Annotated in this window: 16 protein-coding genes; 8 read left to right on the top strand and 8 right to left on the bottom strand. The window is 71.9% G+C overall.

Annotated features, from left to right (window positions below):
• Positions 1-2 precede the first annotated feature (2 nt).
• Positions 3-1,376 (bottom strand): cation:dicarboxylate symporter family transporter, encoded by a 1,374-nt coding sequence (locus DXZ73_RS29215; RefSeq protein ID WP_116214003.1) that lies wholly within the window; start codon positions 1,374-1,376, stop codon positions 3-5.
• 158 nt (positions 1,377-1,534) lie between these two features.
• Here DXZ73_RS29215 and DXZ73_RS29220 point away from each other — a divergent pair, with 158 nt between their 5' ends.
• The 6 genes from DXZ73_RS29220 to DXZ73_RS29245 all read left to right on the top strand — a co-directional run bounded on the left by DXZ73_RS29220 (position 1,535) and on the right by DXZ73_RS29245 (position 8,702).
• Positions 1,535-3,187 (top strand): sensor histidine kinase, encoded by a 1,653-nt coding sequence (locus DXZ73_RS29220; protein WP_116214004.1) that lies wholly within the window; start codon positions 1,535-1,537, stop codon positions 3,185-3,187.
• Complete coding sequence (locus DXZ73_RS29225) at positions 3,184-3,885, top strand: response regulator (protein WP_116214005.1); 702 nt, start codon at positions 3,184-3,186, stop codon at positions 3,883-3,885. The genes DXZ73_RS29220 and DXZ73_RS29225 overlap by 4 nt, the downstream gene beginning before the upstream one ends.
• Positions 3,886-4,097: 212 nt before the next feature.
• Positions 4,098-5,468 (top strand): extracellular solute-binding protein, encoded by a 1,371-nt coding sequence (locus DXZ73_RS29230; protein WP_240351536.1) that lies wholly within the window; start codon positions 4,098-4,100, stop codon positions 5,466-5,468.
• Between the two features lies 1 nt (position 5,469).
• Positions 5,470-6,387 carry a carbohydrate ABC transporter permease gene (locus DXZ73_RS29235; protein WP_116214006.1) on the top strand — a complete coding sequence of 306 codons (918 nt, stop codon included), beginning with the start codon at positions 5,470-5,472 and terminating at the stop codon, positions 6,385-6,387.
• Between the two features lie 293 nt (positions 6,388-6,680).
• On the top strand, positions 6,681-7,700 hold the full coding sequence (locus DXZ73_RS29240; protein WP_240351806.1) for an alpha/beta hydrolase: 1,020 nt from the start codon (positions 6,681-6,683) through the stop codon (positions 7,698-7,700).
• Between the two features lie 72 nt (positions 7,701-7,772).
• Positions 7,773-8,702 (top strand): alpha/beta hydrolase, encoded by a 930-nt coding sequence (locus DXZ73_RS29245; protein WP_116214007.1) that lies wholly within the window; start codon positions 7,773-7,775, stop codon positions 8,700-8,702.
• Positions 8,703-8,707: 5 nt separating this feature from the next.
• Here the strand turns inward: DXZ73_RS29245 and DXZ73_RS29250 are convergent, their stop codons facing one another.
• Positions 8,708-9,301 carry a TetR/AcrR family transcriptional regulator gene (locus DXZ73_RS29250; protein WP_116214008.1) on the bottom strand — a complete coding sequence of 198 codons (594 nt, stop codon included), beginning with the start codon at positions 9,299-9,301 and terminating at the stop codon, positions 8,708-8,710.
• Between the two features lie 132 nt (positions 9,302-9,433).
• On the opposite strand from DXZ73_RS29250, the gene DXZ73_RS29255 reads away from it, so the two are divergent.
• On the top strand, positions 9,434-11,095 hold the full coding sequence (locus DXZ73_RS29255; RefSeq protein ID WP_116214009.1) for an MFS transporter: 1,662 nt from the start codon (positions 9,434-9,436) through the stop codon (positions 11,093-11,095).
• 335 nt (positions 11,096-11,430) lie between these two features.
• Here DXZ73_RS29255 and glgB read toward each other — a convergent pair whose 3' ends face one another.
• The 5 genes from glgB to DXZ73_RS29280 all read right to left on the bottom strand — a co-directional run bounded on the left by glgB (position 11,431) and on the right by DXZ73_RS29280 (position 21,218).
• On the bottom strand, positions 11,431-14,127 hold the full coding sequence (gene glgB, locus DXZ73_RS29260) for a 1,4-alpha-glucan branching enzyme (RefSeq protein ID WP_240351537.1): 2,697 nt from the start codon (positions 14,125-14,127) through the stop codon (positions 11,431-11,433).
• Positions 14,128-14,197: 70 nt separating this feature from the next.
• A complete protein-coding gene (locus tag DXZ73_RS29265; RefSeq protein WP_162890373.1) occupies positions 14,198-15,808 on the bottom strand; it encodes a maltokinase N-terminal cap-like domain-containing protein in 1,611 nt (536 codons plus the stop codon).
• Positions 15,809-16,126: 318 nt separating this feature from the next.
• Positions 16,127-17,860 (bottom strand): maltose alpha-D-glucosyltransferase, encoded by a 1,734-nt coding sequence (gene treS, locus DXZ73_RS29270; protein ID WP_116214010.1) that lies wholly within the window; start codon positions 17,858-17,860, stop codon positions 16,127-16,129.
• Positions 17,857-19,863: an alpha-1,4-glucan--maltose-1-phosphate maltosyltransferase gene (locus DXZ73_RS29275; protein ID WP_116214011.1), complete on the bottom strand. Its 2,007-nt coding sequence runs from the start codon at positions 19,861-19,863 to the stop codon at positions 17,857-17,859. Before DXZ73_RS29275 ends, treS begins: the two co-directional genes overlap by 4 nt.
• A 464-nt stretch (positions 19,864-20,327) precedes the next feature.
• Positions 20,328-21,218, bottom strand: coding sequence for a helix-turn-helix domain-containing protein (locus tag DXZ73_RS29280; RefSeq protein ID WP_116214012.1), 891 nt, complete (start codon positions 21,216-21,218; stop codon positions 20,328-20,330).
• A gap of 107 nt (positions 21,219-21,325) precedes the next feature.
• Between DXZ73_RS29280 and glgP the strand changes: the two genes are divergently transcribed.
• Positions 21,326-23,953: an alpha-glucan family phosphorylase gene (gene glgP, locus DXZ73_RS29285; RefSeq protein ID WP_116215936.1), complete on the top strand. Its 2,628-nt coding sequence runs from the start codon at positions 21,326-21,328 to the stop codon at positions 23,951-23,953.
• A 109-nt stretch (positions 23,954-24,062) separates the two neighbouring features.
• Here glgP and DXZ73_RS29290 read toward each other — a convergent pair whose 3' ends face one another.
• A complete protein-coding gene (locus DXZ73_RS29290; RefSeq protein ID WP_116214013.1) occupies positions 24,063-26,345 on the bottom strand; it encodes a M4 family metallopeptidase in 2,283 nt (760 codons plus the stop codon).
• Positions 26,346-26,731: the final 386 nt, after the last annotated feature.

Here is a 26,731-nt window from a genome sequence, read left to right on the forward strand (position 1 = left end):
GATCACACCCCCGCCGGCTCCTTCCGCTGCGGCACCGCACCGTGCCCGTCGTCGCCCGTGAGCGAGGACTCGTCGAACGGCATACGGCCGCCGAGCACCTCGCGGCAGCGGGCGCCGTCGATCTCCTTCGTCCAGGTGCCGATGAGGACCGTCGCCACCGCGTTGCCCGCGAAGTTGGTCAGCGCGCGGGCCTCGCTCATGAAGCGGTCGATGCCGACGATGAGGCCGACGCCGTCGACCAGTTCGGGGCGGTGGGACTGGAGGCCGCCCGCGAGGGTCGCGAGGCCCGCGCCGGTCACGCCCGCCGCGCCCTTGGACGCCACGATCATGAAGAGGAGGAGGGAGATCTGCTGGCTCACGGAGAGCGGCTGGCCCATCGCCTCGGCGACGAAGAGCGAGGACATCGTCAGATAGATGGCCGTGCCGTCGAGGTTGAAGGAGTAGCCCGTGGGCACGGTGATGCCGACGACGGGGCGGCTGACGCCCAGGTGCTCCATCTTCGCGATCAGGCGCGGCAGCGCGGACTCGGAGGAGGAGGTGGACAGGATCAGCAGGAACTCCCGGCCCAGATACTTCAGCAGGGCGAAGATGTTCACCCCGGCCACCAGCCGCAGCAGCGTGCCGAGCACCACGATCACGAAGAGCAGACAGGTGGTGTAGAAGCCGATCATGATGACGGCGAGGGACTTGAGCGCGTCCACGCCGGTCGCCCCGACCACGGCGGCCATCGCGCCGAACGCGCCCACCGGCGCCGCCCACATGATCATGGACAGGATGCGGAAGACGAGCCTCTGAATGTGGGCTATGCCGCGCAGCACCGGCTCGCCGGCCGTGCCCAGCGCCTGGAGCGCGAAGCCCGCGAGCAGCGCCACCAGCAGCGTCTGGAGGACCTGGCCGCCGGTGAACGCGGAGACCATGGTGGTCGGGATGATCCCGAGCAGGAAGTCGGCGGTCGACTCGCTCGCACCCTTGGCCTGCGCCTCGCCCGCGTGCCGCAACGACTCCGTCAGGTGCAGCCCGCTGCCCGGCTCCAGGATGTTGCCGACCACGAGGCCGATGGCGAGGGCCACGGTCGACATCACGAGGAAGTAGCCGAGCGCGAGCCCGCCGACCGCGCCGACCTTGGCCGCCTTGCGCACGGAACCGACGCCGAGCACGATCGTGCAGAAGATGATCGGCGAGATCATCATCTTGATCAGGTTGACGAAGCCGGTGCCCAGCGGCTTCAGCTCGACGGCGACGCCCGGCGCGGCGAAGCCGACCGCGACGCCGACGAGCACCGCCGCGATCACCGCGAGGTAGAGGTAGTGCGTACGGTCCCGGCCGGACTTCGCCGGACGGCCCGGCGGTGGCTGCGGTGCGGATTGCGTGGCCATGGGTCTCTCCCCGTTCTTGCGGCTCCAGGAGTTGTGGTGGCTCCGGGACGGCCCCCTCTCCCGACGAGTGGGGCTCCGGCGACTATGCACGCCCATGTGACCGTGGTCACCCTTGCGTGCATTACGTTCATGACCCTGCCCAGGTCAGACTGTCCGCCATGCGCAAACCCCGCATACGCCGCCCCCACAGCCTGGCCGGCCGGCTCTTCGCGATGCAGACCGTGCTGGTCGCCGCCGTGGTGGCCGGCTGCGCGGCCTTCGCGTACGCCGCCGACCGCGGCCAGGCCGAGGAGTCCGCGCGCCGCCAGGTGACGGCGGCGGCGGTGGCCGTGGCGGCGTCCCCGGCCGTGCGGGACGCGGTGCGGTCGGCGGACCCGGCGGCGGCGCTCCAGCCGTACGCCGAGCGGGTCCGCCGCGACACGGACGTCGACTTCGTGACCATCATGGACCGGGACGGCACCCGCTGGACCCACCCCGACCCGGACCGCATCGGCGAGCGGTTCCTCGGTCACACCGGGCCCGCGCTGGACGGCCGGACCTTCTCCGAGACGTACACCGGGACGCTGGGTCCGTCCGTACGGGCCGTCGCGCCCGTCACCGACGGGCACCGCGTGATCGCTCTCGTCAGCGCCGGCATCACCGTCGACGCGATCAGCGCCGAGATCCGCCGGCAGCTCATCGGCCTGCTCGGCGTCGCCGTGGGCGCGCTCGCGCTCGGCGGCGCCGGCACGTACGTCCTCAACGCCCGGCTGCGCCGCCACACCCACGGCATGAACGCCACCGAGCTCAGCCGGATGCACGACTACCACGAGGCCGCGCTGCACGCCGTGCGCGAAGGGCTGCTGATGCTGGACGGACAGCGGCGCATCGCACTGATCAACGACGGAGGACGGGAACTCCTCGGCCTGGACGGCGAGGTGATCGGCCGCCGCGTCACCGCCCTCGGCCTGCCGCCCGCGCTCACCGACGCCCTCCTGTCCACCGAGCCGCGCCTGGACGAGCTGCACCTGACCGCCGACCGGATCGTGGTCGTCAACACCTCGCCGGTGTCGGGCGGGGAGCGCAGCGGCACGGTGGTGACCCTGCGCGACCACACGGAACTCCAGGCCCTGTCGGGCGAACTGGACTCCGTACGCGGCTTCGCGGAGGCGCTGCGCTCACAGGCGCACGAGGCCGCGAACCGGCTGCACGCGGTGGTGTCCCTGATCGAACTCGGCCGCGCCGACGAGGCCGTCGACTTCGTGACGGCCGAGCTCGAACTCGCCCAGGCCCTCACAGACCAGGTCGTCGCCGCCGTCGCGGAACCCGTGCTCGCCGCGCTCCTCCTCGGCAAGGCCGCCCAGGCCAACGAGCACGGCGTCGAACTCCTCCTGGCCCCCGACACCCGCATCGACGACGGCCTGCTGCCGCCCGGTCTCCCCGCCAGGGACCTGGTCACGGTCCTGGGCAATCTGATCGACAACGCCGTCGACGCGGCGTCCGAGGAGGCGAACCGCGGCTCCGCGGCCGCGCGCCGCGCGTACGTCACCGTCACCGTGCGGGCCGACGGCGACGAACTGCTGCTGCGCGTCGCGGACAACGGCGCCGGGGTCGCGCCCGACATCGTGGACGACGTCTTCCGGCGGGGCTGGACGACGAAGGCCGCCGGGCCGCAGGAGGCCGCCGCGCACGGCCGCGGCCTCGGGCTCGCGCTCGTCCGGCAGGCCGCCGGGCGCAACGGCGGTACGGTCACGGTCGCCGACGCGCCGGGCGGGGGAGCGGAGTTCACCGTACGGCTGCCCCTGCGCGTACGGGCGGGAGCGCGACCGTGAGCAGCCCGCAGGCGGCCGACCGGCCGATACGCGTACTTGTCGTGGAGGACGACCCGGTGGCCGCCGCCGCGCACGCGCTGTACGTACGGCGGGTGGCCGGCTTCACGGTGGCCGGGGTCGCGCACACGCGGGGCGACGCCTCGCAGTTCCTCAAGCGGACCGCCGTCGACCTCGTGCTCCTCGACCTCTATCTGCCCGACGGGCACGGCTTCCGGCTCGTACGCTCCCTGCGCTCCGCCGGGCACGCCGTGGACGTCATCGCGGTGACCTCGGCGCGTGACCTGGCCGTCGTCCGCGAGGGCGTCTCGCTGGGGGTCGTGCAGTATGTCCTGAAGCCGTTCACGTTCGCGACCCTCCGCGACCGGCTCGTCCGCTACGCGGAGTTCCGGGCGGTCGTCGGCGAGGCCAGCGGCCAGGAAGAGGTCGACCGCGCCCTCGCCGCCCTGCGCGCGCCCCAGCCGGCCGCCCTGCCCAAGGGGTTGAGCCTGGACACGCTCCAGGCGGTCACGGCGGCGATACGCGACGCCGGTCCGGAGGGCGTGTCGTCGGGCGCGGCGGCGACGACGCTGGGCATCTCACGGATCACTGCGCGGCGCTATCTGGAACACCTCGTCCATATGGGCCGGGCGGTGCGCGCGCCGCAGTACGGGCAGGTGGGGCGCCCGGAGTTGCGCTATCGGTGGCTGTCGCGGCCGTAGCGGGTGCGGGTTCGTTGCCGCTTGCGGCGGGAGCGCCCTTCGGGCACGTCCTCAAACTCCCCCAGCTACCGCTGGGAGGTGCCCCCACGGGCTGGATTGCGCACCCCTGGGGGTCTGGGGGGCCTTGCCCCCCCCAGTTTCGGGAAGGGGCGGGGCTGGGGAGAACACCGCCGGACAGTTCGCCGAGGTTCGCACCCCAGGAGGTCGTACCCGTGCGCCCCACCACCCCCATGCTCCTCGCCGTCGTCGTCATCGCGCCCCTCACCGCCTGCGGCGGGAGCCACGGCGACCCCGACACCGTGAAGGTCGCCTATCAGCGCACCACGGACAACAAGAACCGGATCATGGACGACTACCTGGGGGAGGTGAAGAAACAGTTCGAGCGGGAGCACCCGGGGAAGAAGATGCGGCTCGTGCCCGTGCAGGCGGCGCAGGCCGACTACTACTCCAAGGTGCAGCAGATGATGCGGTCGGCCAAGACCGCGCCGGACGTGGTGCGCGAGGACACGTTCGTCATCAACTCCGACAGCAAGGCCGGGTACTTGAGACCGCTCGACGACAAGCTCGCGGACTGGAAGGACTGGTCCCGCTTCGCGGCCTCCGCGAAGGCCGCGGTGAAGGCGGAGGACGGCAGGACGTACGGGGTGCCCGACGGGACGGACACCAGGGGGCTCTGGTTCAACAAGGAGCTCTTCGCGAAGGCCGGGCTGCCCGCCGACTGGCGGCCGCGGACCTGGGCCGACGTGCTCGACGCGGCCCGCAGGGTCAAGCGCGCCCTGCCTGGCGTCACACCCCTCAACGTCTACACCGGCAAGGGCCCCGGCGAGGCCGCCACCATGCAGGGTTTCGAGATGCTGCTGTACGGAACCGGGGACGGGTCCGGCGGCGGGTCCGGGAAGGACCCCCTCTACGATCCCGCGGCGAAGAAGTGGATCGCCGGGAGCCGTGGCTTCAAGGACGCGCTGGAGTTCGTCCGGACCGTGTACGCCGAGAAGCTCGGGCCGGACCCCTCGGACGCGCTGGACCCCAACGTCGACAGCCATGTCGCCACCGAGTGGATCCCGTCGGGCAGGCTCGCCATCGACCTCGACGGCAACTGGCTGGGCAAGAACTGGCTGCCGTCCGGCGGCAAGCCGTGGCCGCAGTGGTCGGAGGTGATGGGCCAGGCGCCCTTCCCCACACAGAATGGCGCCGCGCCGGGCGCCGTCAGCATGTCCGGCGGCTGGACGTGGTCGGTCACCGCGAAGTCAGGGAACGCGGACCTCGCCTGGCAGGCGATCGAGACGCTCCAGACGAAGGACAACGCGGTGAAGTGGGACGTACGGGACGCGCAGATCGCCGTGCGGGACGACGTGGCGGCCGACCCCACCTATCTGACGTCCATGCCGGGGATCGGCTTCTTCACGGGCCTGGTGAGGAACACGCACTACCGGCCCGCGCTGCCCGTCTATCCGCAGGTGTCCAGCGCGATCAGGGAGGCCATGGAGTCGGTCACGACGGGCGACGCCACGGCGGCGAAGGCCGCTGGCCGCTATGACGAGGCGCTGAAGTCGATCTCCGGCGTGAGCGTCGAGGAGCGCTGAGATGGCGGGCGCCGGATCGCCTCCCGTGCGCGGCGGGCCGTCCGCCGTGCGCCCCGGTCGGCGCCGCGGAGGCGCACTCCGGTGGCTGCCGATCGCCCCCGCGACGGCCCTGCTGCTGCTCTTCCTCGCCGGGCCCATCGCGTACTGCGTCTATCTCGCCTTCACCGACACCCAGTTGACCGGCCAGGCGTCCGCCTCCTTCGTGGGGTTCGCCAACTTCCGGCGGGCGTTCGCCGACGACAGCTTCCGCAACGCGGTGTTCCTGACCTTCGTCTTCACCGTCCTGTCCTCGATCGTCGGCCAGAACACGCTGGGCTTCGCGCTCGCGGCGCTGATGCGGCGGGCGTCGCGGCCCGTGCGGGCGCTGACCGGTTCGATCGTGATCGGGGCGTGGGTGCTCCCGGAGATCGTGGCGGGCTTCCTGCTCTACACGTTCTTCAACCGCCGCGGCACGCTGAACGCGGTCCTCGACTGGCTCCATCTGCCCACCCAGAACTGGCTGTTCACGCTGCCCATCCTCGCGGTCTCCTTCGCGAACGTGTGGCGCGGCACGGCCTTCTCCATGCTCGTCTACTCCGCCGCCCTGTCGGAGATCCCGCGGGACGTCACGGAGGCGGCGGAGGTCGACGGCGCGAGCGGGCCGCGCCGGTTCTGGCACATCACCCTGCCCATGATCCGCCGCTCGATCGCCACCAACCTGATGCTCAACACCCTCCAGACGCTCTCGGTCTTCGGCCTCATCTGGGCGATGACCCGCGGCGGTCCGGGCAACCGGAGCCAGACGCTGCCGGTGTTCATGTACGACCAGGCGTTCCTGAAGTCCCTGATCGGCTACGGCACGGCGATCGCCCTGCTCCTGCTGCTGGTGGGCGCGCTCTTCTCGGTGGTGTACCTGAGGCTGATGCGGGAGGAGGTGTGAGCCGCACCGGCGAGCGCGCCCGCGACCGGCGCGGCCCGGCGATGCGCCGTCCGCTGTACGTCGAATGCCCGGTACGCGCGCGTATCTCTGGGATCCATGCGTTCATGGGGATGTGGTGTACGTCATTCCGCACATAAGGAACGTCTTGCTCCGATCCGGCCATCCACCAGGGCACACCAGGCTGGCGCGGCCTCCGGGGCCGCGGAACGATCCGGAGCGAGACATTGACGCATTCACCTTCCGGGACTTACGGGTCCCGGGGCCGCCGCCGCGCATCGCGCGCCCGACGCTGGATCGTCGTGGTGGCGTCGACAGCCACGCTCGGGCTGATCGCGTGGCCCGTCATGAGCTACTTCGAGATACCGCCCTTCACGGACAAGGGTGACCCGGTCAGCTACGGCGCGGCCGAGGAGAGGGGCGAGCAGCCCACGGATTCGCGGACGCTGATGCCGACTGGTCCGGACGCCGACTTCAAGAACGTGCGGACGCTGGACGACGGCACGCACATCAGCGTCGTCACCCTCGACGGCAAGAAGTCCGGCTTCAAGGGCAAGGTGTGGGTCTGGGCGCCGAAGGAATACACGGACGAGCGGAAGTTCGCCAAGAGCGGTTTCCCGGTGATGATCGCCCTGCCCGGCGGTCCCGGATACGGCACCAATTACTGGATGGGCGGCTTCAAGCTCCAGGAGAACATCTCCAAGTGGTACAGCGAGGGCAAGAGCAAGCCGTTCCTGCTGGCCATGCCGGTGCTGAACCCGGGTCCTGACGACAAGGGAATCTACTGGGACGGCAGTGACATACCCGGCCAGGCGAAGATGGGCACCTGGCTCACCGAGGACGTGCCGGACCTGATGAAGGCGAATTTCCGCACCCTGAAGTCGCGTGACGGCTGGTCGTTCATGGGCTCTTCCACGGGCGGATTCGCGGGCCTCAAGGCCGTGCTGAAGCACCCCGACAAATTCAAGGCCGTCATAGCCAACGGCCCGGACATCGTGCCCGACTCCCCGCTCTGGCGCGGCCACGAGAAGGAGATGCGGGAGAACAACCCCGAGGTGCTCGCCAAGCGGCTGATCGCGAACAAGGGGCCGGACGTCTATCTCGCCTTCCAGGTCGGCACCCGGGAGAACGCGAAGACCATGTCCGACGTCAAGAAATTCATCGCCACCTACGGCAAGGGCCCGGTCCACACCGATCTGCACGTGATCGAGGGCGGCAAGCACGACGGCGCGACGTACGCCCCCAACCTGGGCCTCGGCCCGATCCAGTGGATCAGCGAACAGATGGAGGGGCCGACGCCGTCCGCCACACCCTGACCGGGCGGCCCGGGCTGCCTATGCTGGGCCTGTCCGACAGCGTTATGCCCCATGCGCCCGGAAGGTCTGATCATGTCCATGGATCCGGAGATCGCGGCCCTGCTCAAGCAGTTCGGTGTCGACGGGCCGCCGCCCGCCACCCCGCCCACCGTCGCCGAGATGCGCGCGGGCAACAGGATGCTCTCGCTCGCCGTCGCCCCCGACCCGCCGATCGGGGTCGGCGCGGTCGAGGACGACCGGATCGCCGGGGTGCCGGCGCGGGTCTACCGGCCCGAGGACGACGGCCCGGTGCCCACCGTCGTGTTCTTCCACGGCGGCGGCTTCGTCGTCGGCGACCTCGACACCCATGACGGGATCTGCCGCAGGCTGTGCCGGGACGTGGGCGCGGTCGTGGTCTCCGTGGGCTACCGGCTCGCCCCGGAGTTCCCCTTCCCCGCCGGCTTCGACGACTGTGTGGCGGTGACGAGTCACGTCGGTGACCACATCGCCGACTACGGCGGCGGCGTGCTGGCCGTGGCGGGGGACAGCGCCGGGGGGAACCTGGCCGCCGGGGTGGCCCTGGCCTTCCGGGACGAGGGCCGGCCGCTGGCGGCCCAGCTCCTCGCGTACCCGGCCACGGATCTCAGCGGCAAGGGCGGCCACCGCTCGCGCACCGAGAACGCCACGGGTTATCTGCTGACCACGGCCGAGGTCGAGATGGTCACCGGGCTCTACCTCGCCGAAGCCGCTCCCGCGACGGCCGACCAGCCCCCGGCCTCCCCGCTCCTCGCCCGCGACCACACGGGCCTCGCCCCGGCGGTCGTCGCCTGCGGCGACCTCGACCCCCTGCGGGACGAGGGCCTGGCCTACGCCGACGCGCTCGCCGACGCCGGGGTGCCGGTCGAAAAGCGCCTGTACCCCGGCCTCGTCCACGGCTTCATGAGCTTCACCGACAAGTCCTCGGCGGCGGACGCGGCGGTGACCGAGATGTTCACGGAATTCGGCGAACTGATGCGCGCCTGACGTCCCTACGGCAGGCGGGCCACCAGCTCCGCCGCCTCGTCCGCCGGCAGGCCCGACGCCGTCAGGGTCGTGACCGCCGCCGAGCGGCCCGCCTCCTCGGGGGCCAGGACGCCGTCGTTGACGGCCTGCATCAGGCCGAAGATCACCTGCTCGCGTACGTACATCAGGGCGTCGGCCGGCAGCGGGGAGGTGAAGCGGCCCTCCTTCAGGCCGCGTCGCAGCAGTGCCGCGCCCGCGCGCCGCACCGGCTCCAGGCGCTTGAGGATGCCCTCCATCGTCACGCTGCGCTGGGCCAGGGAGATCAGCAGGCGGTAGCGGTCGGCGATCTCCCAGACGCCGAGGATCGAGCGGGCGAGCGCCTCCGCCGGGTCGGTGACCCCGCGCACGGCGGCGGCGTGGGCCGCCCCCACGGCCTCCGCCGCGTCGTCGACGAGGGCGCCGATCAGCGCCTCGCGGCTGGGGAAGTGGCCGTAGACCGTGCGCCGTACGACCCCCGCCGCGCGGGCGATCTGATCCATGCTCGCGTCCGGGTCGCGCAGCAGCTCGGCGAGTGCGACGTCCATGATGCGGCGTCGATTGGCGTCCGCTCTCCCGGCCATTGGGTCTCTTCTCGGTCGAGGGGGATGCCCGACGCAGCCCCGGCCCTCATTTTGCACACCGCCGCCCACGGGCGTAAATTGCACACTGCTGTGTAAGTTGCACAGCAGTGTGTAATTCCGAAAGGGGGGCCGATGGGCCTCGCGATGTCGACTCCGGTCGACAAGATGGACGGTCCGTACAAGCGGCGTTGGGCGGCTCTCGGCGTTCTCTGCCTGAGCCTGCTGATCATCGTCATGGCCAACACGTCCCTGACGGTCGCGGCTCCGGACATGGTCAAGGACCTCGGTCTGGGCAGCTCCGACCTGCAGTGGGTCATCGACGGCTACACCGTGCCGTACGCCGCGCTGATGCTGATCCTCGGCGCCGTGGGTGACAAGTACAGCCGCCGCGGGGCGCTCGTCCTCGGCCTCCTCGTCTTCGGCTCGGCGTCCGTCGCCGGTTCGCTGGTCGACAGCGCCTCCGGTGTCATCGCCGCCCGCGCCGTCATGGGCATCGGCGCGGCCATGATCATGCCGGCGACCCTGTCGCTGCTCGCCGCGACCTTCCCGCGCGAGGAGCGCGCGAAGGCCATCACCATCTGGACGGCCACCGCCGGACTCGCCATCGCCGTCGGCCCGCTGGTCGCGGGCGCGCTGCTGGAGGACCACGGCTGGGCGTCGACGTTCCTCATCAACGTGCCGATCGCCGTCGTCGGCATCGTCGGCGCGCTGCTGCTCGTACCGCCGTCCAAGGCGTCGGGCGTCGACAAGATCGACTACATCGGCGGTCTGCTGTCCGTCATCTGGGTCGGCTCCCTCATCTACATGATCATCGAGGGCCCCCACTTCGGCTGGGGCACCAACGCGATCGCCGCCGCCGTCGTCGCCGGTGTCGGCCTGGTCGGCTTCATCGTCTGGGAGCTGCGCCACCCGCGCCCGGTCCTCGACGTCCGCCGCTTCGCCGAGCGCGCGTTCGCGGGTTCCACGCTCGCCGTCGCCCTGTTCTTCCTCGCGGTCTTCGGCACCTTCTACTACCTGACCCAGCACCTGCAGTTCGTCCTCGGCTACTCGGCGCTCGACACGGGCATCCGGATGCTGCCGCTGGCCGGTGCCGTGTTCGTCGGCGGCGCGCTGACCGCCCTGCTGACCCCGAAGGTCGGCATGAAGGTCACCGTCGCGCTCGGCATGACCGTCGGTACGGTCGCGATCGCGCTCCTCACTCGGGTCGACGCGCACTCGACGTACGACGACTTCATCTGGCCGCTGATCATCCTGGGCCTGGCCATCGGCCTGTCCCTGTCGCCCTGCACCAACGCCATCATGGGCTCCTTCCCGGAGGACAAGCTCGGCGTCGGCGGCGCGGTCAACAGCACCTCCATCGAGCTGGGCGGCTCGCTCGGCATCGCCATCCTCGGCACGGTGCTGGCGAAGACCTACTCCTCCAACCTCGCCGACGCCGCCGCGAAGACGGCCGCCGCCGGTGGTCCGAAGCTCCCGGAGAAGGCCCTGTCCGCCGCGCAGGACTCGGTCGGCGCGGGCCTGGTCGTCGCCAAGGAGGTCGGCAAGCAGGTGGCCGCCGGTGCCGCGCCCAAGGTGGGGGCGGAGAAGGCGGCGGCGCTCGGCGCGCAGCAGGCGCAGTCGGTGGTCGAGGCCGTGCACAAGGCTTTCGCGGACTCGGTCGCGCACACGAGTGTGGTGGGCGCGGTGATTCTCGGCGTCGGTACGGTGGTTGTGGCCGTGCTTCTGCCGCGGCGGGCGTCTGCGGCTGCCGCCGCTTCGGCCGAGTCGGAGCAGAAGGTCGACGAGAAGGTCTGACGTTCTTCGCGCTGCGCGCGGTGCCTCGTATCTCCACCCGGAGGTGCGAGGCACCGCTGTTTTGTTCCCCAGCCCCGCCCCGCCCCTTCCCGGCTGCATCCGATTTGCGGCTCCGCCGCGTGGGGGGCTTCGCCCCAGACCCCGAAGCACGCTTCGCGCGCTGTCCTCAAACGCCGGGCGGGCTGAATTCAGCCCGTCCGGCGTTTGAGGACGCGGCCGCAGGCCGCTCCCGCCGCAGGCGGTAGCGGACCCGCACCCGGGGGTCTGGGGCACGAGCCCCAGTTACGGGAAGGGGCGGGGTGGGGAACAAGCCCGCCGCAGGCGTATGCCGGGCGCTACGCCCCCCGCCACCACACCGTCGCCAACGGCGGCAGAGTCACCGTGATGCTCGCGGGGCGCCCATGATGACGCGTAGCCTCCGGCTTCACCGGGTCCGGCGTCACGACCCCCGACCCCCCATACCGCTCCGCGTCCGTGTTGAGGACCTCCAGCCACGCCGTCGGCCGGGCCGGCACCCCGAGGGGGTAGTGGTGGCGGACCACTGGTGAGAAGTTGGAGACCGCCAGCAGCGGCGCGCCCTCCGCGTCGTAGCGGAGGAAGGCGAAGACGTTGTCCTCGCTCGCGTCGCCGTCGACCCACTCGAACCCCTCGGGCACGGTGTCGCGCTGCCACAGCGCGGGCGTCCGGCGGTAGACGTGGTTGAGGTCGCGCACCAGGTCGCGCACGCCCCGGTGGTCGGCCTCCGCGGAGTACGAGGGGTCGAGCAGCCACCAGTCCGGGCCGTGCCCCTCGGACCACTCGGCGCCCTGGGCGAACTCCTGCCCCATGAAGAGCAGTTGCTTGCCGGGGTGGGCCCACATGAAGCCGAGGTACGCGCGATGGTCGGCCCGCTGCTGCCACCAGTCGCCCGGCATCTTCGAGACCAGCGCGCGCTTGCCGTGCACCACCTCGTCGTGCGAGATGGGCAGCACATAGTTCTCGCTGTACGCGTAGATCATGGAGAAGGTCATCTCACCGTGGTGGTACTTCCGGTGGACCGGCTCCTTGGAGATGTAGACCAGCGAGTCGTGCATCCAGCCCATGTTCCATTTCAGGCCGAAGCCCAGGCCGCCGAAGCCGCCCGCGCCCACGTGGTGGGTGGCGCGGGTGACGCCGTCCCAGGCGGTGGACTCCTCGGCGATGGTGACGACCCCGGGGCAGCGGCGGTAGACGGTCGCGTTCATCTCCTGGAGGAAGGCCACCGCGTCGAGGTTCTCCCGGCCGCCGTGGACGTTGGGCGTCCACTGGCCCTCCTCGCGGGAGTAGTCGAGGTAGAGCATCGAGGCCACGGCGTCCACACGCAGCCCGTCGATGTGGAACTCCTGGCACCAGTAGACGGCGTTCGCCACCAGGAAGTTGCGGACCTCCGTGCGGCCGTAGTCGAACTCCAGCGTGCCCCAGTCGGGGTGCGCGGCCCGCGCCGGGTCCCCGTGCTCGTACAGCGGGCGCCCGTCGAACTCGGCCAGCGCCCAGTCGTCGCGCGGGAAGTGCGCGGGCACCCAGTCCATCAGCACCCCGATGCCCGCCCGGTGCAGGGCGTCGACCAGGTACTTGAAGTCGTCGGGCGTGCCCAGCCGCGCCGTCGGCGCGTAGAACCCCGTGACCTGGTAGCCCCACGAGCCGCCGAACGGATGCTCCGCCACCGGCATCAGCTCCACGTGCGTGAAGCCGAGGTCCTTGACGTACGCGGGCAGCTGCTCGGCCAGCTTGCGGTAGGACAGGCCCGGCCGCCAGGACGCCAGGTGCACCTCGTAGACGGAGAACGGGGCCTCGTGCACCGGCCGCCCGCCGCGGCGCTCCAGCCACTCGCCGTCCGTCCATGTGTGGTGCGACGCGTGCACGATCGAGGCGTTGGCCGGGGGCACCTCGGTGCGCCGGGCCATGGGGTCGGCGCGCATCGTGTGCGAGCCGTCGGGGCGGGTGATCTGGAACTTGTAGAGCGCGCCCTCGCCGATGCCCGGCAGGAAGAGCTCCCACACCCCCGCACCGCCCAGGGACCGCATCGGATGCCCCGTGCCGTCCCAGTAGTTGAAGTCGCCGGCGACGCGCACGCCCTGGGCGTTCGGCGCCCACACGCTGAAGCGGGTGCCGTCGACGCCCTCGTGCGTCATCGGCTCCGCGCCGAGCGCCCGCCACAGCTCCTCGTGCCGGCCCTCGCGGATCAGGTGCAGATCCAGCTCGCCGAGCGCGGGCAGGAAGCGGTACGGGTCGTGGACCTCCAGCTCCGCGTCGTCGTAGGTCACCAGGAAGCGGTAGTCGGGGATCTCCCGGAGGGGGAGAACGCCCGCGAAGAGGCCGTCCTCCTCGTCGTGGAGCATCGCCCGCAACCCTTTGGCGCGGACTTCCACCGAACGGGCGAACGGGCGCAGCGCCCGGAACGCGATGCCGCCCGGCACGGGGTGCGCGCCCAGCAGCGCGTGCGGGTCGTGGTGGGCGCCGTGCAGCAGCCGGCCGCGCTCCTCGTCACCGAGCGGTTCGGCGGGCCGCACACCGCGGTGCGCCGCGGCTGCCGCGGTGCGGGCCGGCTGGGTGCGGTGGCCTGCGGCCGGGCCGCCGGTGGCGATGTGCGGGGCGTCGGCGGGACTGTCGCCCGGGCCCGCGGCCGGGCCGTCGCCGCCCGCCGGAGCGGTGCCGGACCCGTCGCCCGAGGCCGCCCGGCCGCTCCTGGCGGGACCGCCGCCCGTACGGGCCCCACCGGTCCCGCCGCCTGAAGCCGCGCCGACGCCTTCGCCCGGCCTGCCGCCCGTACCGGTTCTGCCCGGTCCGCCCCCCGAAGCCGCGCGGGCGCCTTCGCCCGGCCCGCTGTCCGTACCGGTTCTGTCCGGGCCGCCGCCCGAAGCCGCTCGGGTGGCCTCGCCCGGCGTGGCGACCGTGCCGGACGGCCCGGTGCGGGCCCGGGCCGGCAGGAACGTGGCCGGGATCCCGGACGGGCCTTCGGGGCGGCCCGCGCCCGGCTCGGGCGACGGGCGGCTGGACGGGGGACGAGCGGTCACTGGGCGGTCCTCCTCGGGCTTCCCCCGGCGGAGGCCGGAGGGCGGATCGGTGGTGCTGGGCTCCGGTTCGTCATGCGGACGTCTCGCGCTCCGGCCCTTCGTCCGTGCGCCCGGGCGCGCCGCCGCCCGGGCGCGCCGCTCCCGCAACAGCCTCGCCCGCCGCCGGGGAATCCGCCAGCCGGCGGATCGCCGACATCGGCACGGGCAGCCAGTCCGGGCGGTGGCGGGCCTCGTAGAGGACCTCGTAGACGGCCTTGTCCGTCTCGTGGGCGCGCAGCAGTTCGGGGTCCTCGCGGGGGTCGCCGTGCACGGTCGCGTAGCCCTCGCAGAAGGCCGCGCGGGCGCGCACGGACCAGGTGCTGCCGCTCGCGCGGCCGACCGCGGCCGCGTAGTCGAAGGAGCGCAGCATGCCCGCGACGTCCCGGGCTGCGGGCTGCGGGCGGCAGCGCTCGGCCAGCGGGCGGGCCGGTTCGCCCTCGAAGTCGATGAGGGCCCAGCGGCCGTCCTCTGCGGTGCGCAGCGCCTGCCCCAGGTGCAGGTCGCCGTGGATGCGCTGGGCGCGCCAGGTGCGCCCGGCCCGGCCGAGCGCGGCGAGTTCGTCGTACGCGCCGCGCAGCGCGGCCCGGTAGGGGCGCAGGGCGGGCACGGCGTCGGCGGCGGCGTCCAGGCGCCGGGTCATCGCGGCGGCCAGGTGTTCCAGTTGGGGGCGGCGCAGGACGACGGTGGGCAGCGCTTCGGCGAGCGCGCCGTGCACCTCGGCGGTGGCGTGGCCGAGGGCGCGCGCGGAGGCGGTGAAGTCGGCCCGCACGGCGAGGGCGCTCAGCGCCAGCTGCCAGCCGTCGGCGGAACCGGGCAGATAGGGCTGGAGGACGCCGAGCGTCAGCGGTTCGGTGTCCGGGCCGGGCAGTTCGGCCTCGAACCACGCGGCGGGCGCCGGGACCCGGGCGCAGCCGCCCGCGGCGAGCGCGCGGGGCAGTTCGAGGTCGGGGTTGGTGCCGGGGCAGACGCGACGGAAGAGCTTGAGGATATACGTTTCGCCGTAGACGACCGAGGAGTTGGACTGCTCGGCGGCGAGCAGCTTGGGGGTCAGCCCGGCGGCGATGACGGCGCCCTCCTCGCGGGTGAAGCGCAGCGGCCCGAGCCGGCCGGGCACCCGCAGCCGCTCCAGGAGGAGGGACGCGAGCCGGGGATCGGCGAGGCCCTCGTAGACGGTGCGGCCGTGCAGGGGGCCGCCGGAGGGGCGGCCGATGAGCGCGGGGGCCAGGTGGGGCGGCAGCACGTCCTGGATGCCGAGCAGGAGTTGGTAGCAGTCGTCGGTGCCGGCGTGCACGGCGGGGCCCGGCGCGTCGAGGGGGCCCGGGCGGGCCGTGGGGGAGCCGGTCTGGTGGGCCCGCACGAGCAGGTGCAGCAGACCGGGGGCCGTGGTACCCGTGGTGTGGGGGAGCAGTTCGGTCGCCGTGACGAGGGTGAAGCCGGTGATCGGACGGCCCTTTCCCGCGAACCACCGCTGCCGGGGCAGCCACTCCGCGAGCAGCGGCACCAGGGATGCCAGCAGCCCCGCCTCGGCGGCGTCCGTCCGCTGCGCGGCACCGGCCTGGGCGGCACGGACCGAGGACAACAGAGGTCCGGGGGTCGTCCCCCGGCGGGTGGTCCCGCGGCGGGACGGTGCAGCGTCCGACATGGCGTCGCGTCCTTTCCCCGGGCACACGACAGATTGGGCAAAGTGTCCCGGATTGCGGCTTTGACCGGTGCGCGGTGCGGGACGTGTCGGGCGAGGATCGTCCGTACGGTCAGCCCCGGCGGCCTCTGTGGCCCCTGCATTCGGTGCGGTGCGATGCGTGCGGTGCGTGCTGTCGGACCCGTGAAGGAGGAGGGGTCCCGGCGGCGCGGAATCGAGCTGTTCGGTCCGGCCCGTGCGTAGTAGTGAGGGTTCCCAGGCTTCGCGGGGGAAAACCGCCCGTGCGCGCCCGATCGGGCCCGGACGCGCATGGGCACCGGCTCAGTGTCCCGGTGGCGGTGGCGCGCTCTGCCGCAGCCGGAACCAGTAGAAGCCGTGACCCGCGAGGGTCAGCAGGTAGGGCAGCTCCCCGATGGCCGGGAAGCGCACCCCGCCGATGAGCTCGACCGGGTGCCTGCCGTTGAAGGCCCGGAGATCCAGCTCGGTCGGCTGTGCGAAACGGGAGAAATTGTTCACGCACAGAACCAGGTCGTCGTCCCGCTGACCGGGCACCCGCACTTCGCGCAGGAAGGCCAGCACCGCCGGATTGCTGGAGGACAGCTCGGTGTACGAGCCGAGTCCGAAGGCGGGGTTCTGCTTGCGGATCTCGATCATCCGCCGCGTCCAGTGCAGCAGCGAGGACGGGCTGCTCATCGCCGCCTCGACGTTGGCGACCTGGTACCCGTAGACCGGGTCCATGATCGTCGGCAGGTACAGCCGCCCGGGGTCGCAGGAGGAGAAGCCGGCGTTGCGGTCCGGCGTCCACTGCATCGGCGTCCGCACCCCGTCGCGGTCGCCGAGCCAGATGTTGTCGCCCATGCCGATCTCGTCGCCGTAGTAGAGGATCGGCGAGCCGGGCAGCGACAGCAGGAGCGCGGTGAACAGCTCGATCTGATTGCGGTCGTTGTCGAGCAGCGGGGCCAGTCGGCGGCGGATGCCGATGTTGGCGCGCATCCGCGGGTCCTTGGCGTACTCCGCGTACATATAGTCGCGCTCTTCGTCCGTGACCATCTCGAGCGTGAGCTCGTCGTGGTTGCGCAGGAAGATGCCCCACTGGCAGCGCGAGGGAATGGCCGGGGTCTTGGCCAGGATTTCCGAGACCGGGTAGCGGGATTCCCGCCGTACGGCCATGAAGATGCGCGGCATCACGGGGAAGTGGAACGCCATATGGCACTCGTCGCCGCCCTCGGCGTAGTCGCCGAAGTAGTCGACGACGTCCTCCGGCCACTGGTTGGCCTCGGCGAGCAGCACCGTGTCGGGGTAGTGGGCGTCGATCTCGGCCCGCACCCGCTTGAGGAACTCGTGGCTGCGCGGCAGGTTCTCGCAGCTGGTGCCCTCCTCGGCGAACAGATACGGCACGGCGTCGAGCCGGAAGCCGTCGATGCCGAGGTCCAGCCAGAACCGCAGCGCCGCCAGGATCTCCTCCTGGACGGCCGGGTTCTCGTAGTTGAGGTCCGGCTGGTGCGAGAAGAAGCGGTGCCAGTAGTACTGCTTGCGGACCGGGTCGAAGGTCCAGTTCGAGGACTCGGTGTCCACGAAGATGATCCGCGCGTCCTGGTACTGCTTGTCGTCGTCGGCCCAGACGTAGTAGTCGCCGTAGGGGCCGTCGGGATCCGAGCGGGACTGCTGGAACCAGTCGTGCTGATCGCTCGTATGGTTCATGACAAAGTCGATGATGACGCGCATGCCGCGCTGGTGTGCCGCGTCCACGAACTCCACGAAGTCGGCGAGGTCACCGAACTCGGGCAGCACCGAGGTGTAGTCCGAGACGTCGTAGCCGCCGTCGCGAAGCGGTGACTGGAAGAACGGCGGCAGCCAGAGGCAGTCCACGCCCAGCCACTGCAGATAGTCCAGCTTGGCCGTCAGACCCTTGAGGTCGCCGATGCCGTCGCCGTCGCTGTCCTGGAACGACCGGACCAGCACCTCGTAGAAGACGGCGCGCTTGAACCAGTCCGGATCCAGATCCTTCGCGGGGGTGTCCTCGAATGTGTCGGGGACGGGCTCGTTGACGATCATGGTGTGGGTGACCCTCCGATCGGTGAGGACGGTCGCAGCGAGAACACGTGCGCGGGCGCGATGGAACGGCCCGGCTCCAGGCGCACATAGTTGTCCCTGCCCCAGTGATAGGTCTCTCCGGTGAGCTCGTCGCGCACCGGGACGGACTCGTGCCAATCGAGGCCGAGTTCCGGCATGTTCAACGAGACCGTGGCCTCCTGGGTGTGGTGGGGGTCGAGGTTGACGACCGTCAGCACACAGGAGCCGCCAGGGCCGCCGACCCGCTTGGAATAGGCGATGACGGCGTCGTTGTCGGCGTCGTGGAAACGCACGTTGCGCAGCCGGCGGAGCGCGGGCTGACGGCGCCGCAGCCGGTTGAGGACGGTGATCAACGGCGCGAGACTGCGCCCCTCGCGCTCCGCCGCGGCCCAGTCCCGGGGCCGCAGCTGGTACTTCTCGGAGTCCAGATACTCCTCGCTGCCCGCCCGCACCGGGGTGTTCTCGCACAGCTCGTAACCGGCGTAGACACCCCAGGAGGGGGCCAGCGTCGCGGCGAGCACGGCCCGGATCTCGAACGCCGCGCGGCCGCCGTCCTGGAGGTAGGCGTGCAGGATGTCGGGGGTGTTGACGAAGAAGTTCGGCCGCATGCAGGCCGAGACTGCGTCCCCCGACAGCTCGGTGACGTAGTCGGTGAGCTCCTGCTTGGTGTTGCGCCAGGTGAAGTAGGTGTACGACTGCTGGAAGCCGATCGCCCCGAGCGTGCGCATCATGGCGGGCCGGGTGAACGCCTCGGCCAGGAACACCACATCCGGGTCGGTGCGGCCCACCTCGCCGATGACCTTCTCCCAGAACGACACCGGCTTGGTGTGCGGATTGTCGACCCGGAAGATCCGGATCCCGCGCGCCATCCAGAAGCGCAGCACCCGCAGCGTCTCCCGCACGATCCCGTCGAAGTCCGCTTCGAAGGCCAGTGGATAGATGTCCTGGTACTTCTTCGGCGGGTTCTCCGCGTACGCGATGGAGCCGTCGGCGCGGTGGTGGAACCACTCCGGGTGCTTGTCCACCCAGGGGTGCTCCGGGGAGCACTGGAGCGCGAAGTCGAGCGCCACCTCCATGCGCAGCTCGCGCGCCCGCGCCACGAAGTGGTCGAAGTCCTCGAAGGTGCCGAGGTCCGGGTGGAGGGCGTCGTGCCCGCCCTCGGCGGAGCCGATCGCCCAGGGGCTGCCCACGTCGTACGGGCCCGCCGTGAGGCTGTTGTCGGGGCCCTTGCGGTAGGCCGTGCCGATGGGGTGGACCGGCGGGAGGTAGACCACGTCGAAGCCCATGGCCGCGACGGCCGGGAGCCGCTCCGCCGCCGTCCGGAAGGTGCCGCCGACCGGCGGCCCGCCCCCCGGCAGCAGCGCGCCCTCGGAGCGGGGGAACAGCTCGTACCACGATCCGAACAGGGCCCGCTCGCGCTCGACCAGCACGGGCACCGGGCGGCTGCTGCTCACCAGCTCGCGCAGCGGGTGGGCGGCCAGGGCGGCCGAGACGTCGGGGGCCAGCGCGGCGGCCAGCCGTCCGGCGGCCGGACGGCCCGGATCCCGCAGGCCGTCGACGGCGGCGAGCACCGCCTCCCGGCCGTCGCTCTTGGGCACCCCCGCGGCCGCCCGCTCGTACAGCAGCGCGCCTTCCTCCAGGACCAGTTCGGAGTCGATCCCCGCCGGGATCTTGATCCGGGCGTGGTGCCGCCAGGTCTCCACCGGATCGCTCCACGCCTCCACCGCGTACGTCCAGCGGCCCTCGGCGTCCGGGGTGACCTCGGCGCCCCAGCGGTCGCTGCCCGGCGCGAGCTCCCGCATCGGCGTCCAGGGCCCGGACCGGCCCGCGGGCCCCCGCAGCACCACATTGGCACCGACCGCGTCATGGCCCTCGCGGAAGACGGTGGCGGTCACCTGGAAGGACTCGCCCGCCACGGCCTTGACCGGTCTGCGGCCGCAGTCCACGAGCGGGCCGAGGTCCAGGACGGGGATGCGACCGATCATGGGATCACCTGGAGGTTCGACGGAATTCGGGCGGTCTGGCGGTTCTGTTCTTTCTATCCGCTCCGCCGACCGTCGGCCGGGCGCGGGCGTGACTGCTCCCGCCCGCGTTCACCCGGGTGGATGCGGAAGAAATGCGGAAGAGGCGGAGCCATGGGCGGAACGGCGGAGAAGGTGATTTCGCTGCGTACCGTTTGAGCTTTCCCATCGGCACCTGGCGAGCATGCCCGTCCCGCGGGACCTACCGGTGCGTAGTTCCCGTGGCGCCGCGTGGAGAGGACGGCCGGCACTCCGTCACCCGTATGAAGTCTCCCCGTTGGGCCGATCGTGTGCAATGCGCGGAAAGTGGATAGGCGGCCGCCGAAAGGGGTAGCGGGGTGCCCGCCGCGACAACGGAAGCCGTAGTGTCATTCGGCCTCCGGAGCACTCGCTGTACGCGTGGCGTAGCCGGCACTCATGCGCTTGCATCAGTCGGCGGGTTGCGGGGTGCGGGCCCCGGGTGCGTACGGTCCGAGCGCGCTCTCCGCCGTCAGCAGTTCCAGGGCCGCCTCCGACGGTGAGCCCGGTTCCGCGGTCAGGGCCAGCAGCCCCTGGCCACCCGTGTCCGGCAGGCGCATCATCTCGAACGACAGGCTCATCCGCCCCACCAGCGGATGGTGGAACTCCTTCACCCCCGACGCGCAGCCCCGCACCGGATGCCGCGCCCACAGCGCCGAGAACTCCGCGCTGCCCATCGACAGTTCACCGATCAGCTCCGCCAGCCTGCGGTCCTGCGGGTGCTCGCCCGCCGACAGGCGCAGCGACGACACCGCGCGCCGCGCCTCCTCCTCCCAGCGCGGATACAGCTCCCGGGCGTGCGGATCGAGGAACAGCAGCCGCTGCGTGTTGGGCCGCTCCTCCGGCCGGTCCGGGCCGCCCGCGTCCAGGTGCCCCGCCAGCAGCGCGTGCGCCTGCGCGTTCCACGCCAGCACGTCGTAGCGCGCGTCGATCACCAGCGCGGGCACCGCCATCGCCGCCACCAGCTGCCGCACCCCGGCACCCGCGCTCGGCGCCCGGCCCGCGGGCAGCCGGACCGCGCGCCCCGGCCGGGCGAGATTGCGCAGGTGGGCGTGCTCGTCCGGGGACAGCCGCAGCGCCCGCGCGAGCGCGTCGAGCACCCCGTCCGACGCGTTGCCCGACTGCCCCTGCTCCAGCCGCGTGTAGTACGCGACGCTCACCCCGGCCAGCTGCGCCAGCTCCTCGCGGCGCAGCCCCGGCACCCGGCGCCGTGCCCCGTACGCCACCAGACCCACGTCCTCCGGCTGCAGCCGGGCACGGCGCGTACGGAGGAAGTCCCCCAATTCCGCAGGTATATCCATGCGCCCAGTCAACAACACGGGGCGCACGCGCTGCCTGCCCCTGACAGGGACAGGCAGTGCCCCCAACAACCCGGAATCGGGACCGTCACGGCGCTAACGTCGTGACGGTGAAGGCCATTCGTCGATTCAGTGTGCGCCCCGTCCTTCCGGAGCCCCTACGACCGCTCAGCGAGCTGGCGCGCAATCTGCGCTGGTCCTGGCACCCCGAGACCCGCGAGCTCTTCCAGTCCGTCGACCCCGACGGCTGGCGGGCCGCCGCCGGGGACCCCCTGCGGCTGCTGGGCACCGTCTCCGCGGCCCGGCTGGCCGCCCTCGCCGAGGACCGCCGCTTCCGCCGCAGGCTCGCCGCCGCCTCCGACGATCTGCACGACTATCTCACCGGCCGGCGCTGGTACCAGGAACAGCCCGAGGGCCTGCCCGCCGCCGTCGCCTACTTCTCCCCCGAGTTCGGCATCACCGCCGCCCTCCCGCAGTACAGCGGCGGCCTCGGCATCCTCGCGGGCGACCACCTCAAGTCCGCCAGCGACCTCGGCGTCCCCCTCATCGGCGTCGGACTGCTCTACCGCCACGGGTACTTCCGCCAGTCCCTCTCCCGCGAGGGCTGGCAGCAGGAGCACTACCCCCTGCTCGACCCCAACGAGCTCCCGCTGAGGATGCTCCGCGAACCCGACGGCACCCCCAGCCGCGTCTCCCTCGCCCTCCCCGGCGGCCGCTCCCTGCTCGCCTACGTCTGGCAGGCCCGCGTCGGCCGCGTCCCGCTGCTCCTCCTGGACTCCGACGTCGAGGAGAACGCCCCCCGCGAGCGCGACGTCACCGACCGGCTCTACGGCGGCGGGGGCGAGCACCGGCTGCTCCAGGAGATGCTCCTGGGCATCGGCGGGGTGCGCGCGGTCCGTACGTACTGCCGGCTCACCGGCCACGCCGAACCCGAGGTCTTCCACACCAACGAGGGCCACGCCGGATTCCTCGGCCTGGAGCGCATCCGCGAACTCACCGAGAAGGGCGCCGACTTCGACTCCGCCCTGGAGAGCGTGCGCGCCGGGGCCGTCTTCACCACCCACACGCCCGTACCCGCCGGCATCGACCGCTTCGACCGCGAGCTCGTCGCCCGCCACTTCGGGCCCGCCGGGGAACTCCCCGGCATCGACGTCGAGCGCGTCCTCGAACTCGGCCTGGAGAGCTACCCCGGCGGCGAGCCCAACCTCTTCAACATGGCGGTCATGGGCCTGCGCCTCGCCCAGCGCGCCAACGGCGTCTCCACCCTCCACGGCCAGGTCAGCCGGCAGATGTTCGCCGGCCTGTGGCCCGGCTTCGACGCCGAGGAGGTGCCCATCACCTCCGTCACCAACGGCGTCCACGCCCCCACCTGGGTCGCCCCCGAGGTGCTGCGGCTCGGCGCCCGGCAGATCGGCGCCGGCCGTGCCGAGGACGCCCTCACCGTCGGCGGCTCCCAGCGCTGGGACGCCGTCGCCGACATCGCCGACGCCGACATCTGGGAACTGCGCCGCACCCTGCGCGAACAGCTCGTCGAAGAGGTGCGGAGGCGGCTGCGCGCCGCCTGGCGCGAGCGCGGCGCGGGCACCGCCGAGCTCGGCTGGATCGACGGCGTCCTCGACCCCGACGTCCTCACCATCGGCTTCGCCCGCCGCGTCCCCTCGTACAAGCGCCTCACCCTCATGCTCCGCGACCGCGACCGGCTGATGGAGCTGCTCCTCCACCCCGAGCGGCCGATCCAGATCGTCGTCGCGGGCAAGGCCCACCCGGCCGACGACAGCGGCAAGCGCCTCGTCCAGGAGCTGGTGCGGTTCGCCGACGACCCGCGCGTGCGCCACCGCATCGTCTTCCTCCCGGACTACGGCATGGCGATGGCCCAGAAGCTCTACCCCGGCTGCGACGTCTGGCTCAACAACCCGCTGCGGCCCCTGGAGGCCTGTGGCACCTCCGGCATGAAGGCCGCGCTCAACGGCTGTCTCAACCTGTCCGTCCTGGACGGCTGGTGGGACGAGTGGTACGAACCCGACTTCGGCTGGGCCATCCCCACCGCCGACGGCACCGCCACCGACGAGGACCGCCGCGACGACCTGGAGGCCACCGCCCTCTACCGCCTCCTCGAGGAGCGGGTCGCGCCGCGCTTCTACGACCGGGGCGCGGGCGGGCTGCCCGGCCGCTGGATCGAGATGGTCCGCCGCACGCTCACCACCCTCGGCCCGAAGGTCCTCGCCGGGCGCATGGTCCGGGAGTACGTGGAGCGGCTGTACGGGCCCGCCGCCGACGCCCAGCGCGCGCTCGACCCGGGCACCGCCCGGGAACTGGCCGCCTGGAAGCGGCGGGTGCGGGACGGATGGCCGGGCGTCGCCGTCGACCACGTGGAGGCGGTCGCGGACACCGCGCTCAACGGCACGGCCGAACTGGGCGCCACGGTGTCCCTGCGGGTCAGCGTCACGCTCGGCGCGCTGGAACCCGCCGACGTCGAGGTCCAGGCGGTCGCCGGACGCGTCGACCCCGCGGACCACCTGAGCCGCACGTCGACGTTCCCGCTGAAGCCGACGGGGGCGCCGGGGCTCGACGGCCGCCGCCTCTACGAGGGCCCGCTGACCCTCGACCGCACGGGGCCCTTCGGTTACACGGTCCGCATCCTGCCGGCGCATCGGCTGCTGGCCAGCGGGGCGGAGCTGGGGCTGGTGACGCTGCCGCCGGAGTCGGCGGGCGAGGGGGCGGGGGTTCTGCTGAGGTAGGGCGACCTCTGCGGGCCGGAACCGGGGCTTCGCCCCGGACCCCGGCACATGAGACGTCGCCCGGGGGAGCCAAACCTCACCCCGGGCGACGTCTGTTCAATGGGCCGGGCTAGAAGCTGAGCCTCCAGCTGTTCAGCGTGCCGGTGTCACCCGCGTACATGTCCTGCACCTGGAGTTTCCACGTGCCGGTGGCCGACGACCCGGACGCGTCCACCGTGTACGTCTCCTTCACGTCCGCCGCGGAGTCCCACGAGTCGGAGTCCTTCAGCCGCCACGACTTGCCGTCGGGGGCCAGCAGGTCGATCTGGAGGTCACCGCGGTAGGTGTGCGTGATGTTCACGTCCACCTTCAGCGCGGACGAGCCGTTGCCGCTGCGCGTCACGACGATCGGCGAGGTGACGGCGGGACCCGCGTCGGGGATCGCCACCGGGGTGGTGTTCTCGAAGACGCTGCCGCCGCCCGTGGTGTTCACGGTCCACTTGAAGGTCGCGGTGCCCGTCTTGCCGACCGAGTCCTTCACGGTGACGGTCACCGAGCTGGTGCCGGTGGTGGTCGGGGTGCCGGAGATCAGGCCGGTCGAGGAGTTGATCGACAGGCCGGCGGGCAGCCCGGACGCCGAGTAGGCCAGCGAACCGGCGTTGGAGCTCGTCGCCTTGATCTGGAGCTGGACCGCGGTGTTCACGATGCTGGTCTGGTCACCGGGGGAGGTGACGGTGACCCCGGACGAGACCCGGCTGCCGACGCTGATGGCGGCCCACGCGTTGGCCGCGTTGTTGTACGTCTCGCTGCCGACGCCGAACAGCTCACCGGCGGCCCACAGCGTCGCGTCCCGCGCGCCCGCGTAGTTGGTGTTGGACTGCATGCGCTGGCTCAGCGCCTTGAACCAGATCTTCGCGGCGTTGTCCCGGCCGATGCCGGTGACCGGCAGTCCGTCGGCGGTCGGGCTGTCGTAGTGCACGCCGTTGATGTCCTTCGGGCCGCTGCCCTCGGACGCCAGGTAGAACCAGTGGTTGGCCGGGCCCGACGAGTAGTGCACGTCGATTCCGCCGAGGCCGGAGTACCACGCGTCCTTGGACCGGCCGTCCTTGCTCGGTTTGTCCAAGTAGCGCAACGGCGTCCCGTTGCCGTTGATGTCGATCTTCTTGCCGATCATGTAGTCGCCGGAGTCGTTGGGGTTGCCCGCCCACCACTTGACGGCGGTGGCCATGATGTCGGACGTGGCCTCGTTCAGCCCGCCGGACTCCCCGCTGTAGGTGAGGTTGGCGGTGGCGGACGTGACACCGTGCGTCATCTCGTGCGCGGCCACGTCGATCGCGGTCAGCGGCTTGGCGTTGCCGGACCCGTCGCCGTACGTCATGCAGAAGCAGCTGTCGTCCCAGAAGGCGTTGACGTAGCTGTTGCCGTAGTGGACCCGGCTGTACGCGCCCTGGCCGTCGCCGCGGATGCCGCTGCGCCCGTGGACGTTCTTGTAGTAGTCCCAGGTGAGCTGGGCACCGTAGTGCGCGTCGGCGCCTGCGGTGGCCGGGTCGCTGTTGGAGCCGTTGCCCCACACGTCGGTGGAGTTGGTGTACAGCGAGCCCGTACCCGACGAACCGTGGTTCAGGTTGTACGTCTTGTGGCCGCCGCGCGTGCCGTCGTCGAGCGTGTACGAGCCGCCGGACTGCGTCGTGCCGATGGTGACCTTGCCGCTGTACTGGGTGTTGCCGGTGCCCGTCTTGATGCCCTGGTACTCGAAGAGCTTCTTGCCCGTCTTCGCGTCCGTGATGACGTGCAGCTGGTTGGGCGTGCCGTCCTCCTGGAGGCCGCCGACGACCGTCTCGTACGCGAGGACCGGCGTCCCGCTCGCCGCCCAGATCACCTTGCGCGGCGCCAGATCGGCCCTGGTGGCCTTCGAGCCCTGAGCGTTCGCGGCCTTCACCGCGTCCTTCTCCGCGGCGGAGGCCGCGAGGCCGGGTGTGGTCGTGGCCACCGCCACCCGGGCCTTGGTGGCCTTGGCGACGGTCTTGACCGCGCCGCCCTTGGTCGCGTCGACCACGAGGTCCCCGCCGAGGACCGGCAGGCCCTCGTAGGTGCGCTCGTAGCGGGTGTGGCTGGTGCCGTTGACGTCCTTGACGACGTCCTTGACGACCAGCTGTTCCTTGGCGCCGAGACCGAGCGTCCTGGCGGTCTGCGCCTTGGTCGCGTTGGCCTCGCGTATCAGCTCCGCGCGCTGCGAGGGGGTGAGCTTGGCGGGCAGGGCACCGGGGTCGGCCTTGGCGACGACCTTGCGGCCCGTGGTCGCCTGGTCGGACTTGGCGGTGGCGGCACCGGTCTGCGCGCCGACGGCGAGCACGGCGGTGACAGCGACCAGCGCTCCGGTGGCGACTGCGCGCCTATGGGGGGTGGGTCTCACACTGACTCCTTCTGCGGTGGCCACGGTGGGTGGCCGACGGGCGTCCGGGCGTCCGGGCGGCCGAGCCGGCCGCCCGGGCAGAGCGAGGCAGAACACGATTCGTCAGAGGGGGGAAGCCGATGGGGGCAGGGGGTGACACGACGCCTGACGCGGTGCCATGGGGGAAGCCGAGCGTCGGTGGAGGGAAGAGTCCCACTAAGGGCATGTACGTGTCAGGAGTGCGGCGGCAAGTTGGCCGATTAGCGTCCGTTGACGAACGAGCGGGGTCCGCATAGCGGATCGGGAAGGAGACGGGGTGGGGGAGCCTTTGACTCCGTTGCGGGGGTGGAGTGTTGGGACGCCGACGCGGCCGGAAATGGTGCAGTCCAATGACGGCGGCCCCCAGA

It is taken from the genome of Streptoverticillium olivoreticuli subsp. olivoreticuli (assembly GCF_003391135.1).
In the GTDB taxonomy this organism is placed as follows: Bacteria; Actinomycetota; Actinomycetes; order Streptomycetales; family Streptomycetaceae; genus Streptomyces; species Streptomyces blastmyceticus.

Excerpts from the sequence above, each read along its gene's own strand:
- DXZ73_RS29215 (WP_116214003.1), bottom strand. The coding sequence starts at position 1,376 with ATGGCCACGCAATCCGCACCGCAGCCACCGCCGGGCCGTCCGGCGAAG.
- DXZ73_RS29220 (WP_116214004.1), top strand. The coding sequence starts at position 1,535 with ATGCGCAAACCCCGCATACGCCGCCCCCACAGCCTGGCCGGCCGGCTC.
- DXZ73_RS29235 (WP_116214006.1), top strand. The coding sequence starts at position 5,470 with ATGGCGGGCGCCGGATCGCCTCCCGTGCGCGGCGGGCCGTCCGCCGTG.
- DXZ73_RS29245 (WP_116214007.1), top strand. The coding sequence starts at position 7,773 with ATGTCCATGGATCCGGAGATCGCGGCCCTGCTCAAGCAGTTCGGTGTC.
- DXZ73_RS29250 (WP_116214008.1), bottom strand. The coding sequence starts at position 9,301 with ATGGCCGGGAGAGCGGACGCCAATCGACGCCGCATCATGGACGTCGCA.
- DXZ73_RS29255 (WP_116214009.1), top strand. The coding sequence starts at position 9,434 with ATGGGCCTCGCGATGTCGACTCCGGTCGACAAGATGGACGGTCCGTAC.
- DXZ73_RS29265 (WP_162890373.1), bottom strand. The coding sequence starts at position 15,808 with ATGTCGGACGCTGCACCGTCCCGCCGCGGGACCACCCGCCGGGGGACG.
- treS (WP_116214010.1), bottom strand. The coding sequence starts at position 17,860 with ATGATCGTCAACGAGCCCGTCCCCGACACATTCGAGGACACCCCCGCG.
- DXZ73_RS29275 (WP_116214011.1), bottom strand. The coding sequence starts at position 19,863 with ATGATCGGTCGCATCCCCGTCCTGGACCTCGGCCCGCTCGTGGACTGC.
- DXZ73_RS29280 (WP_116214012.1), bottom strand. The coding sequence starts at position 21,218 with ATGGATATACCTGCGGAATTGGGGGACTTCCTCCGTACGCGCCGTGCC.